Here is a 13,881-nt window from a genome sequence, read left to right as displayed (position 1 = left end):
CAACCTAACACCTCTCGTCTGTCGCACTCTCCCCGATAGTCGGGGATGAAGGACACGAGTTTTCGTGGACCAAAGCGGAGAGAGACAGGATAAACCAAAAAATGAGTTTTAAAATTGCAATCGCTGGCGCTACCGGCAATGTGGGCAGAGAAATGCTCAATATTCTCGAAGAGCGTAATTTCCCAGCATCGGAAATCATCCCGCTAGCATCATCTCGATCAGTCGGTAAAGAAGTCTCTTACGGTGATAAAACGCTTGTCGTAAAAAATCTGGAGAACTACGATTTTTCAAACACGGATATCTGCCTTATGTCAGCTGGTGGTTCTGTCTCTAAGAAGATGTCTCCAAAAATTGGCGCACAAGGCTGCATTGTCATCGATAATTCATCGGCATGGCGTTACGATTCAGAAGTTCCATTGATCGTTCCGGAAGTGAATCCAGATGCAATTGATGGTTTTCGCAAGAAAAACATCATCGCCAACCCAAATTGCTCAACGGCACAATTGGTTGTCGCGCTAAAGCCTTTGCATGATGTTGCAAAAATCAAGCGTCTTGTTGTTTCAACTTACCAGTCTGTTTCTGGCGCTGGTAAAGATGGCATGGATGAACTGTTCAACCAAAGTCGCGCTGTTTTTGTCGCTGATCCGATTGAAAACAATGTGTTTACAAAACGCATTGCGTTTAACGTTATTCCTCATATCGATAGCTTCATGGAAGATGGCTACACAAAGGAAGAATGGAAAGTTCTGGCTGAAACTAAAAAGATGCTTGATCCTAAAATCAAGGTCACTTGTACAGCGGTTCGCGTGCCTGTGTTTATTGGTCATGCTGAATCTGTCAATGTCGAATTTGAAAGCGAACTTTTAGCGGATGACGCACGTAATATCTTGCGTGAAGCTCCGGGTTGTTTGGTCATCGACAAGCATGAAGATGGTGGATACATTACACCTGTAGAATGTGCAGGCGATGATGCGACTTACATCTCTCGAATTCGTGAAGATGCAACGGTTGAAAATGGCCTTAATCTTTGGGTGGTTTCAGATAACTTGCGCAAAGGTGCAGCACTCAACACAATTCAAATCGCTGAACTTCTGATTAATCGTGGATTACTAAAAGCAAAGTAGATTGAGTTTATGCCGAATAAACGAAAGCGCTGGATGGCAACATCCGGCGTTTTTTGCGATTATATGATCTTTGATCTATCATTTGATTCGTATCAATTTAGATAGAGAGAAGCTTCATGATCCGCGCTTATACAATTGCCGCTGTTTTAGCGATTGGCCTGAGTTCAGCAAATCCAGCATTCGCAGCTAAATGCTCTAATACATCAGCAAATTTCTCGAATTGGGTTACACAATTTAAAAAAGAAGCCGTGCGCAACGGAATCTCTAAGAAAACACTCGATAGAGCTTTTGCAAAAGCCAGCTACGCTAAAAAGACGATCAGCCTTGATCGAAACCAACGCAGCTTTAAACTTACGTTTAATCAGTTCATGAAAAAGCGCGGGGCCGCTTCCATCATCTCCAAAGGCAAACGACTTAAGAAGCAAAATGCGAGTTTCTTTGGTAAACTAGAACGGAAATACGGCGTACCGTCAGGTGTACTTATTGCAATTTGGGGTATGGAAAGTGGCTTCGGCTCATTTACTGGAAACCAACACACCGTGTCAGCGGTTGCTACACTCTCCTATGATTGCCGAAGATCAGCATTCTTCACAAAGGAACTTTATGCGCTTTTAACACTCATCCAAAAAGGTTGGATTAGCCCGAATTTTAGGGGTGCTGCTCATGGTGAAATCGGACAGACCCAATTTCTGCCAAGCAATGTTTTAAAATTCGGCGCAAATGGCGACGCAAACCGCCGCGTTGATCTATCCAATAAATTTGATGCTCTTGCCTCAACCGCTAATTTTCTGCGTGGTAAAGGGTGGAGAAAAGGTGGGGGGTATCAGCCCGGTCAAACTAACTACCGTGCGATACAAGCTTGGAATGCAGCAGGCGTATACCAAAAAGCAATTGCGGCAATTGCTGCAAAAATCGATGGTTAGATATCTACACAATTTTGCATAAAGACCTCTAGTCAAACTCCGGTCGCTTGAAATCTCCCGTATCTCCATCCATGATCCACAGTTCGCCTGTCGATATATCAAACCAGGCACCATGAATAGACAGTGTTCCGCGTTCCTCTAAAATTTTAACGCAAGGGAAAGTCCGCAGATTATCGATAGAGTTTCTAACCGAGATTCGTTCTAAAGCGGTCTGACGTTCAGACTGTGTCATTAATGGGCTATCTTGAATAGTTTCAGCCGCAGGCTTTAACATTTCCATCCATCGGCCAATAAAATCACCGGGAGATAACGGTTCAGAATCTTGAGCAAGAGCCGCAGAAATACCACCGCAACGCCCATGACCCATGACAACAATTTGCCGAACCTTGAGTGATTGAACTGCAAACTCAAGAGCCGCAGATGTCCCATGATTTTCACCATCGGGCTTATAAGTTGGAACAAGGTTAGCAACATTACGAACAACAAACAGTTCACCCGGACCGCTATCAAATATTGTCTCAGGCCCTGATCGGGAATCACAACAAGCAATAACCATTGTATGAGGTTTTTGCCCACGATCTGCGAGTTCTTTATATCGAGAACTTTCCGTTAAATAACGACCACTCATAAAATTCTGGTAGCCAGTAAGAAGATCTTTTGGAAATTTATTCATAAAATCAGATAACCAATTTATTAGACATATAAAGGCTATATCAAACTATAATACAATGTGCCAATTTCAAATCCTGCCTATTGGCAATTTTGTAATTTTGATGGGTATATTTGGTGTTTTAAGACTCGAGATATTTTGTTCCAATATCAATTCGTTACCACCCGCATGAATAGTCCGCTCCAATATTTCATAAACACTGGATGTCACTAAACCAAGTGTGGTACGCGCATCATTTTCACCCATCAAACGCGACATCAAGATTGCTGAGGTTAGATCGCCTGGACCATTTATGGGTACAGCAAATGAGCGATGCTCGGCTACAAAGCAATTCTTACCATCAAAATACAAATTCGCGGTTTGCTCAACCTTGTCAGAAAATGCTGATGTAGCCAAAACACACTGAATATCAGTTGTTTTGATGCAAGATAAAATATCACTATTTGTTTGAATATCCATACCTGTCAGCCACGACAATTCAAATCGATTTGGAGTGATAATATCAGCAAGAGGCAGCAGATCACTTTTAATAGAAAGAGCAATATGTTCCGGCACATACAACCCGCCTAGATCACCAATAACAGGATCACATAGATATAAAGCTTCTGGCGACGCGCATTTAACTGCATGGACCAGCTTTGCAACGCTTTTTGCTTGATCCTTATCGCCCAAATAACCTGAAATAATTCCTCCAACTTCCGATAACCAGGGCGAATTACACAGATCTTCGATGACAGCATCAAATTGTTTCGCATCAGGTACAATTCGCGTTGAAGGCCCATGACCAGGATGCCAAGGCAAGGTAACCGTCTGCAATGCCCAAACCTGATGGCCCAAAGCTTCCAACGCAAAAACCGCAGCACGATTACCAACACTTCCACGAACAACATGGCTTGAAATAACAATGACCGCTTTCTTTAAATCAGACAGTTTATCATTCCTCTTAACTAACCCCATGAAAACAGAAAACTCTGCTCTAGTTCTAGTAACAGATAAGCTATATCACACAAAAAATTGCGATCTGAAATTTGATCTAAAGTGATTCGATCACAAGCCTCAAATTCCATTTCGTTCATATATTAGGCAATTACGAACCAAATTTATTCAAATTTACGAGTAATTTTCACAGAATTACATTTTTTATACCCAAATGGTTACATTATTTGGGAATTTTCTCGCCATATTAATTTCTTTTGTTAGGCTTCTAGAAATTTCGAAGCAAAGGGGACAGGCGCATGGCAAAAGCAAACGGTTCGAATGATTCAGATTTTAATACGCTTATCAAAGATACTGAAAAGCTTCTTAAATCCAAAAAGATGGGTCACATATTTCCGCTAACCGCATTTGATCAATCCAATAGTGATGATATCGAACTATTTTCCGCATCCATGCTCGCTGATATTGCAATATATTCAGCAGAAGAAATCAATTCATGGGGAGGACGAACCCCACGTGTGATCATTGATGATATTCCTGGCATTAAGGTAGAAGGCGAACAGACATCTGTCATCTCCGTTATTTCTCAAAATAAGCCATTCCTCTATGATTCGATCATTGGTGAAATTACCAATGGTGCACGGCAAATCCATATGGCATTGCACCCTATATTGGTGAAAGATGAAGATGGACATTTGGCACTTCGAAATAAACGCCATAAACCAGCCCAAAAACTTCAGATAAGTTACATCCAAATACATCTTCCTAAACTCTCAAAAGCAGATGCAGTTGAACTTAAAAAACGCATCAACCATGTGCTTAAACAGGTCACTCAAGCCGTTAATGGCTGGAAACCAATGTTGACTAAACTTGATCAGGCCATTGCCGGAATTAGTAATATTCCAGGCTCCATAGAGCTTAAAAAACGCCAGGAAGCAGTGGCATTTCTCAACTGGTTGCGCGAGGAGAATTTCACATTTTTGGGCATGCGTGAATATAGCTATTCTAAGCGCGGTAAAAAAGCCGAGCTTAAATATGACGGCAAAAACGGCCTCGGTATATTATCGGATCCCAAACTAGCTGTGCTACGTCTTGGCACAACACCTGTGATTTCTACACCTGAAATTATTGCCTTTCTAAACGGCAAGGATCACCTCCTTGTTACGAAAGCTAATGTGAGGTCTGTAGTTCATCGACGCACGTATATGGATTGTATTGGCATTAAAAAATACGATGCTAAAGGCAATGTCTGTGGTGAATTAAGAGTTATTGGCCTGTTTACGTCTTCAGCCTATAATCATTCTGTCACGAAGGTACCTGTGTTGCGTGAAAAAATGCATCGGGTAACGACAAAATTTGGCTTTGACGAAAACAGCCATTCAGGCAAAAGCCTGCTAAACACGCTTGAATCCTACCCCCGCGATGAACTCTTCCAGATCTCTGCAAAGCAACTTTATGAATTTTGCGTTCAAATCAACGATATGGAAGACCGCCCTCGCGTCCGCGTTCTTACACGAATTGATAGGTTTGATCGCTTTGTATCCATTATCGTTTACGTGCCACGCCATCAATATAACTCACTCTCGCGCGAGAAAATCGGCCTTTACCTGAAAGCAATTTATGGAGATCGAGTGTCTGCATATTACCCAGCATTTCCAACAGAAGGCGTTGCACGTGTCCACTTTATAATTGGGCGGTCAGGCGGAAAAACCCCCATTCTAGATCAAAAGCTTATTGAACAAGATATCAAAGCAATTGCGACCCGCTGGGAAGATAAGTTTGCTGATTTAGCAAAGGACGAAAAAACTCGAATTGAAGTCAATCAGTCCTATATGGAGCACTTTACAGCCGAAGAAACCTTTGCTGATTTGGACCATCTTAAAGCATGTACAAGTGCAGGAGAGATGCGTGTCATCTTTATGCGCAGACCAATCGCAAGCGACGATCAGCTTTCAATTAAAATATTTCATGCACGAAAACCACTTAGCCTTTCAAGACGAGTACCCCTCTTAGAAAATATGGGCTTCGGTGTAACCAGCGAACATACCCTTGAAATCGATGTGCGTGATAAAGACAATCAATTACAAACCGTTGTCATCCACGATATGGAGCTGGAACTACCGCAAGGCGCCAAAATCGATCTCGATAAAGATCATGATCGATTAGAAGATGCATTCTTGACTGTTTGGAGCGGTGAAGTGGATAACGATCCATTTAACCGGCTTATTACCCAAACCAATCTTACGATATCAGAAATCAAAGTCTTACGTGCCTATGCAAGATATCTCAAACAAGCAGGTGTTACATACTCACAACGGTATATGGCCGAATGCCTCATTCGATATCCTAAAATTACGGCTTACTTATTTGATTTATTTAATACTCGTTTTGATCCATCACATCATGATGAAATTCGCGAAACAGAATTGAGTAATATCCAAAACAATATCAATATCGAACTAGAAACAGTGCCTAGTCTTGATGATGATCAAATTATCAAACGGTTTTCAAATATCATATGGAGCACACTACGTTCAAATTACTTCCAAATCATGCAGAATGGCGCCCGCAATCCAATTTTAGCCTTCAAATTTGATCCCAACGCGATCGAAGGATTGCCTGAACCTGTACCTTTCCGCGAAATATTTGTTTATGGAGCCGATGTTGAGGGTCTGCATTTAAGATTTGGACCAGTTGCACGTGGTGGTCTTCGTTGGTCTGATAGAGGAGAAGATTATCGCACAGAGGTTCTAGGTCTTGTAAAAGCTCAACAAGTCAAAAACGCTGTTATTGTGCCGGTTGGTTCAAAAGGTGGATTCTATCCCAAACAACTCCCGGCAGGAGGAGACCGAGATGCAATTTTTAACGCCGGGCGTGAAGCTTATAAGCTCTTTATTTCAACCATGTTATCAATCACCGATAACTTAACTGGTGCCAAAGTTATACCGCCAAAGAATACGATACGTCATGATGGCGATGACCCGTATTTTGTCGTGGCTGCAGATAAAGGGACCGCAACATTTTCTGATACTGCAAATGCAATCAGCCAGGAACACGGATTCTGGCTTGATGATGCTTTTGCATCGGGTGGTTCAGCTGGTTACGATCATAAAAAAATGGGCATTACCGCCAAAGGTGCATGGGAAGCTGTTAAACGCCATTTCCGTGAAATGAACACCGACATACAGTCTGAACCATTTACAGTCTCCGGTGTTGGCGACATGTCGGGTGATGTGTTTGGCAACGGCATGTTGTTATCAAGGAAAATATGCCTAAAAGCTGCATTTGATCATCGTGACATCTTCATCGATCCAGATCCTGATTGCGATACAAGCTTTATCGAACGAAAGCGCTTGTTTGAGTTGGATCGTTCATCTTGGCAATCCTACGATACGTCGCTATTATCCAAAGGCGGCATGATAATTTCTCGGCAGGAAAAGTCCGTAAACCTGACCAAAGAGGTCGCTGACTTTCTTCAAATCAATGGTAAAAATGTTTCACCACATGATATCTTGCGAGCAATTTTAAAGGCACCAGTAGATCTCTTGTGGTTTGGGGGCATCGGCACTTATATCAGAGATGTAAGTGAAAATGACGCAGAGGTTGGTGATCGTGCAAATGATCCAATCCGAATTATAGCCACCGAAGTTGGTGCGAAAGTAATAGGAGAGGGCGCTAATCTTGGCATCACGCAAGAGGCACGTATTGCTTATGCTGCGTCAGGTGGCCGTTGTAATTCGGATGCGATTGACAACTCGGCAGGCGTTAATTCCTCTGACGTCGAGGTAAACATCAAAATTGCTCTGGCAAATGCAATGCGCGAAGACAGGCTAACGTTGCCTAAACGAAATCGCCTGTTATCATCGATGACCAATGATGTATCCAAACTAGTATTGCGCAACAATTACCTTCAAACATTAGCTATATCGCTTGTGGAGCGCAATGGCGTGGCAGCTGGCGACGAGCTAGCTCGACTTATGTCCACATTAGAGGCAGACGGCTTACTGAATCGCACAGTTGAAACACTGCCTGATGATCAGGAAATGCAAGAACGATTAGCGGCTGGGAAATCACTCACAAGACCCGAAATTGGCGTCCTCTTATCCTATTCCAAAATAGTACTCTTTGATGAGGTTATTGCCAGTTCCTTACCCGATGATACGTACTTTAATGATACACTTAATGGCTATTTCCCTAAAAAAATGCTGACTAATCACTTAGGAGATATTGAATCTCACCGTTTGAAACGCGAAATTATTTCTACTGTGATTATCAATGACGCAATCAATCGTGGCGGACCTTCTTATATCTCCAGGATGCAGGAACACACAGGAGCAAGTGCATCAGATATTGTAAAATCATACATATTATCAAGGGATGGTCTATTCTTTAACCAGATATTTGCTGCAATAGATGCACTAGATAACAGGCTTGGTGGCCATGAGCAAAATATGCTTTATTTCAAAACCTGCAATGCTCTTATTAAAACATCTAGTTGGGCAATTAAAACCAATGCATTTGCAGGTGATTTAAGTACCAGTGTCATTGAAATGCAGAAAGCCTTTGATGCACTTTCACCTAAAATAACAGATCATCTACCTGAATTCATCAGTACACATATTGAACAAATAAAAGATAAACTACTAAGCCTGTCGGTGCCCAAAAAACTTGCAAAAGATATTGCTGAACTTGAAACACGTGTTTTAATACCGGAGATCAATCAGGTAGCAACTACAACAAAAACTGACCTTGAAAAAACAGCGGCAACATTCTTCGCGATCACCGAAACACTACAGATCGGTAAGATTCTGACCGCAGCTGATAATGCTACCATGACTGATCATTATGATATATTGGCGCTATCAAGAAGCCTAAATGAAATTTCACAAGCACGCCGGACAATGACAATAAACGCCCTTGAAGCATTTGCTAAAAAACCGAATCCAGCGAAACTTTGGGCAGAACAAAACAATGTAAAAATTGTTCAAGCAGCAAGCTTAATCAACGATATTATAGAAAGTGGCCAAGCGACTGCGGCCAAACTTACTATTGCATCAGGCGTCATAAATGATCTCGCACGGAGCTAATGCTCCGGTGAGAATTCATATCTGGTCTATTAATGGCGGAAATGGCGCATTCCCGTAAAGACCATTGCAATACCTGCTTCATCTGCCGCGGCAATGACTTCGTCATCACGCATAGAGCCACCTGGCTGAATAACTGCGGTTGCACCGGCTTCGATAGCTGAGATTAAACCATCAGCAAATGGGAAAAATGCATCCGATGCAACTACACTACCTTTGGTTTGTGGTTCTGAAGCACCAATTGCATCTGCGGCATCTTGTGCTTTTCGAGCTGCGATGCGTGATGAATCTACACGGCTCATTTGGCCAGCGCCAATCCCAACTGTTGCACCCTCTTTTACATAAATAATGGCATTAGACTTTACATGTTTGCCCACGCGGAAAGCGAACTTAAGATCGGCAAGTTCAATCTCTGTCGGAGCACGCTTAGTGACAATTTTCAAGTCTACATCGTCAACGTTTCCTGCATCCCTGTTTTGAACGAGCATACCGCCGGCAACAGTTTTTGCTGTCATGCCCTTTGCGCGTGGATCTGGCAGACCGCCTGTTACTAGAAGGCGCAAATTTTTCTTAGCAGAAATAATCTCTTTCGCCTCCGCACTAACAGATGGCGCGATGATAACTTCTGTAAAAATTTTGATAATCTCTTTCGCCGTATCCGCATCCAGCTCTCGGTTAAACGCAACAATCCCGCCAAATGCTGATGTAGAATCACATGCAAACGCTTGTAAATATGCATCCTTCAACGTCGCTGCTTCGCTAACACCACAAGGGTTTGCATGCTTGATAATCGCGCAAGCTGCTGTCCGATCAGGATCAAATTCACCTATCAGCTCAAAAGCTGCATCAGTGTCATTGATATTATTGTATGAAAGTTGCTTACCCTGAAGCAATTGCGCAGTTGCAACACCGGGGCGCTGTTCGCCAGTGACATAAAAACCAGCAGACTGATGTGGGTTTTCACCGTAACGCATAACGTCTTTCAATGTGCCACCAAATGCACAATGACGCGGATTTTCCAAACCCAATTCCTGAGCGAACCATGATGAAACAGCACTATCATAAGCCGCAGTCCGGGCATACGTAAGTGCCGCTAATTCTTTTCGAAGCTCAAATGGTATTTGACCATCATTTTGATCCAACATCTGTCCAATGCGATCATAATCCTGTGGACTGGAAACAACCGTAACATAGGCATGGTTTTTCGCAGCAGCTCGAAGCATTGCTGGACCGCCAATATCGATATTTTCAACTGTCGTCGGATAATCACCTCCTGAGAAGCGAACTTCTTCAAAGGGGTAAAGGTTTATCACCGCCATATCGATATCAACAATACCATGTTCGTCCATTGAAGCGGCATGATCTTTATCATCACGAATGGCCAATAATCCACCATGAACATTCGGGTGAAGTGTTTTTACACGTCCGTCCATTATCTCTGGAAAGTTTGTAATCTCAGAAATATCTTTACACGCAAGACCAGCATCTTTGAGTGCTTTCGCAGTACCGCCAGTTGATAAGAGCTCTACTCCATGGTCTGATAGTTTTTGAGCAAGCTCAATAACTCCAGTTTTATCAAAAACGGATAGTAATGCTCTTTTAACTCGTACAAGTTCGGGTGCAATGTGTTTTTTCGATTGGATATGACCAGCCATTTCTTAGCTTTCTAATTGACCTTAGCAATATGATTGCCAGACGGAAGATAAATGAAGTTGCGGGCTCGGTTAGCACACTGGCTTGAATAAGAAAACAGCCGGCACCAAAATGTTCATATATATGATGTATGCAAAGCTTTAAATATCCACGCCACTTTACGCTCTTGGTCTGTTATAAAAGACAGTGTGATCTGCTGGCTATTTACGGGTCCAAGTAATTCCGAAAAGAAAATATCCTTTTCAACATTAGCTTTAACCGTTGAGGTAAATGCCCAACGTTCTCCGTCTTTTGTCGACAAAAATATCATCCCATTTTCTGATTGGCTAATTTCAACAGAAGGGTGAATATGAAAACGAATAACGATTGGTTGATTTGCAATTTCGCCGGATTTTACTGATTCAATAGTGTCCAGCCCAGAGAATAACTGACCATCATTTTTTAATCGTAACTGTCGTTTATGAATAATGTTAAATTCTCGTGCATAACCATCATGTGAAGCTGTAAAACCTATCTCTTCGTCATTCAACTCATCTTCACAAGTTATAATATTGGGTTCTTGAATGATTATCGGCCCAACAATTTTGGAAGACGATAATCGCGCCGATGAAGTATCATTTACAATCAATGTCGAATGTGCGGCAGTCAGCCGTGAAAATTCACCATAATCTTTTTGCCTATATGTTGGGTATCCGGAATTAACAACCAATCGATTAGCGCCGGAAGAAAATTCAAATGATAGACATCCAGCATGAGCATCTTTGGATAACTCACCTTTGGGAGCATGACCAACATCTGATAATATAACAGATCTTGCGGCATCTAAACGAACATAACCGCTATCACGTAGATTCGATTGATTTTCCTTGGTTTTTTCATCATTCTGCAAAATCGACATTAAATAGTTTGCCGACACGTAATTAGACCCATTAAATAAAGCTATATCTCCACTGGAATGCCTGAAGAACCGCAAAGCCGCAAACATCTGGTCCATAACGTCCAGCAGATTTTCTGGTACAGCTTGATTAAGGTTCAAATAGGTTTGGCGCAACGGCAAAAGATCGGCAAGCAAATCCATTAAGACTTGTGGATTTCTGGAAACATGCCCCCCATCGGGTAAGATCTGCTTATCTAATTCCTGCTCCAATGTAGCAGCATTAATGCGAATATAGGTCTTTGATGAAGGAAGACAAATACTAGACATAGCAAGAGCTATTCTGACCTTAAGCCGTGCAGCATTTCGCTCTTGTGCTGGCACAACACGTCGCAAATAACGAACATGCTGTGCAATACAGTGGAGAAACCGTTGATAAAAATCCTGTTCAGCTTTTTGCAGAATAATGGGCGAATGAGAAAGAAACGCAATTAACCTTTGGGTTGCAGTCTCCAATTCCCATGCATAACCACTCATTTTATTTAAATGAGATGCCATCCATTCATCAGTTAACTGCATCGCACGATGACCTGCACGCAGATCATCACTGACACGCAAGTGTCTAAGCCACCTAAAAGCATGCAACTTATGCCTGAAGTCAGTGTTAGTGGTATTTTCAAGAAATGGGTTTTTGCCATTTGCATCAAAAGCGGTACCAGCGAGAGGAAATCGACCCTCAATAATTTCGCTTGCCACAAATACATCTGCTTGCCGCAAATCTACTGGTGCAACAACCAAGCGAGTTGGATTTTGGTTTGACGTACTCAGCGGATTTCGCACAATATATGAAACAGCCTGGCGCAAACGTCGCCAAGCTCGTCTCATTACCAATCCAATTATACGGCCAAAGCCTGACATTATCCTCATCAACCTAAATTCAAGCCTACATTCAAAATAAACCTGAAATTCATCCCTACTCAAATAGTAAACGCTCTTAATTTAGTAGACGTTTTAAGCAAAAATGTATTAAATACCAATAGGATATTGCCTAAATTACGCGCAAGCTGGCTGCAAAAAACCCATCGACGCCTTTTTCATCACCAATTTTAAAGTTCGGTGTCGTACGCAAAATACCCGATGAAGCAATGGCCTCCTCAAAACCTGGGCATAAGTTAGCATCAATTTTTTCAAGTTTTACCTTGTCACTATTCTTCTCTAAAAATGCTTCAAGCATCTTTTCACCTTCATCTAACTCCATCGAACAATTAGAAAAGATAATCTGCCCACCGGGCTTTACCAATGTTAAACTGTGCTCGAGTAACTTAAACTGCAAATTCGCTAAGAAGCCTATATCCTCTTCAGACTTAGTCCACACGACATCGGGATGACGCCTGATGGTTCCCGTAGACGAACAAGGCGCATCTAATAGCGCAGCATCATATAAGTCATCTGTCTCGAAAGCTTCCATCTTGCCCAATTTAAGGTCAGCAGAAAGCTTTAGACGAGATAGGTTTTCGTTCAAACGATTAAGGCGATTTTTTGAACGATCAAGCGCTGTTACGCGTCCTCCGGCCATAATCAATTGCGCCGTTTTGCCACCCGGTGCAGCGCAGAGGTCAATCACTCGTTTACCTGTTAGATCACCAAATAATTTTGCGGGCAAACTCGCAGCCACATCCTGAACCCACCATTCGCCGTCTTCAAAACCATCAAGTGAAGGAATAGCACCAGAAATCGTCTCAAGCCGGACAGAACTATCCGTCAAGGCTTTTCCGCCAAGCCTCTCCGCCCAACCCTGAGCATCACTTTTAACAGTAATATCGACTGGTGCAGGTGTCGATATTGTCTTTGCTATGTCTTGCGCTTGCTCTTCACCATAAGATGTTACTAACCGATCGTAAAACCAAGTTGGTAGATTAATAGATTTATGAATAAGCCCAGGCATACGCTTCTTCTTCTCACGAGACATACGCCGCAAAATAGCATTTGTTAGATTGGCGAATCTTCTGTTTCGCGGATCGGCATTAGCCTGTTCAACGCTCAGATCCACTGCAGAATGATCGGGAATATCTAAAAACAAGATTTGCGCTGCGCCAACACGCAAAATATGGCGCAATGACACTGCGCCACCAGGGAGCGGACTTTCCAAAAGCTTATCAATAAAAGCATCGATAATGCCATAATTGCGCAATGTTGAAAGTAATATAGCTTTCACCAGAAGACGATCTTGTTGCGAAAGAACAAGATAACTTGGATTACCACCTTTTGAATCCAAAAGGCCATCCATAGATGTTTTTTTATCAATAATTGCGGACAAAAGTTTTGTCGCTGCAACGCGTGTCGCTAAACCTGGTTTGATTAATTCAGATTTTTCCGCACCGGATTTATGTGCCAAAGATCAAGCCCTATTTCTTAGCACTTTTACGTTCCAATGGATCCGAAAATTTAGTGCGTTTGGATTTCTGCGGCTCCATATTACGCTGTTTATGCGCCACTTCATCATGCATATGCGCATCAGAATTTGAATTGTCAAATTTCTTGCGGTTATAAGCCTTCTGGTATTTTGATCATAAATAACAACAATAATAAGCTCACATTATTGATCACCCTGCTAGAG

At 42.3% G+C, this 13,881-nt stretch carries 8 protein-coding genes; 3 read left to right on the top strand and 5 right to left on the bottom strand.

Features of this window, described 5'->3' with window-relative positions; all coding sequences use genetic code 11:
- Positions 1-101 precede the first annotated feature (101 nt).
- Both AB2J24_RS14360 and AB2J24_RS14355 read left to right on the top strand, forming a co-directional pair.
- Complete coding sequence (locus AB2J24_RS14360) at positions 102-1,124, top strand: aspartate-semialdehyde dehydrogenase (protein ID WP_162654630.1); 1,023 nt, start codon at positions 102-104, stop codon at positions 1,122-1,124.
- 116 nt (positions 1,125-1,240) lie between these two features.
- Entirely contained in the window at positions 1,241-2,047 is an 807-nt protein-coding gene (locus AB2J24_RS14355; RefSeq protein ID WP_162654629.1) for a lytic murein transglycosylase, read from the top strand.
- A gap of 28 nt (positions 2,048-2,075) precedes the next feature.
- On the opposite strand, the gene AB2J24_RS14350 is transcribed toward AB2J24_RS14355, so the two are convergent.
- Entirely contained in the window at positions 2,076-2,720 is a 645-nt protein-coding gene (locus AB2J24_RS14350) for a carbonic anhydrase (RefSeq protein WP_162654628.1), read from the bottom strand.
- Positions 2,721-2,786: 66 nt separating this feature from the next.
- Positions 2,787-3,674 (bottom strand): pyridoxal kinase PdxY, encoded by an 888-nt coding sequence (pdxY, locus tag AB2J24_RS14345; RefSeq protein WP_367385945.1) that lies wholly within the window; start codon positions 3,672-3,674, stop codon positions 2,787-2,789.
- Between the two features lie 278 nt (positions 3,675-3,952).
- Here pdxY and AB2J24_RS14340 point away from each other — a divergent pair, with 278 nt between their 5' ends.
- Complete coding sequence (locus tag AB2J24_RS14340) at positions 3,953-8,740, top strand: NAD-glutamate dehydrogenase (RefSeq protein ID WP_367385944.1); 4,788 nt, start codon at positions 3,953-3,955, stop codon at positions 8,738-8,740.
- Between the two features lie 29 nt (positions 8,741-8,769).
- Here AB2J24_RS14340 and purH read toward each other — a convergent pair whose 3' ends face one another.
- The 3 genes from purH to AB2J24_RS14325 all read right to left on the bottom strand — a co-directional run bounded on the left by purH (position 8,770) and on the right by AB2J24_RS14325 (position 13,659).
- The gene (gene purH / locus AB2J24_RS14335; protein WP_162654625.1) at positions 8,770-10,392 is read right to left on the bottom strand and encodes a bifunctional phosphoribosylaminoimidazolecarboxamide formyltransferase/IMP cyclohydrolase; all 1,623 of its coding nucleotides are present in this window, start codon (positions 10,390-10,392) and stop codon (positions 8,770-8,772) included.
- A 113-nt stretch (positions 10,393-10,505) separates the two neighbouring features.
- Positions 10,506-12,149: a heparinase II/III family protein gene (locus AB2J24_RS14330; protein ID WP_367385943.1), complete on the bottom strand. Its 1,644-nt coding sequence runs from the start codon at positions 12,147-12,149 to the stop codon at positions 10,506-10,508.
- Positions 12,150-12,312: 163 nt separating this feature from the next.
- Positions 12,313-13,659, bottom strand: coding sequence for an RsmB/NOP family class I SAM-dependent RNA methyltransferase (locus AB2J24_RS14325; protein ID WP_367385942.1), 1,347 nt, complete (start codon positions 13,657-13,659; stop codon positions 12,313-12,315).
- Positions 13,660-13,881: the final 222 nt, after the last annotated feature.

The sequence above is a fragment of the Lentilitoribacter sp. EG35 genome, assembly GCF_040784015.1.
In the GTDB taxonomy this organism is placed as follows: Bacteria; Pseudomonadota; Alphaproteobacteria; order Rhizobiales; family Rhizobiaceae; genus Lentilitoribacter.
Note: the sequence above shows the minus strand (reverse complement) of the source record. Positions and strands in the feature narration are given on the sequence as shown.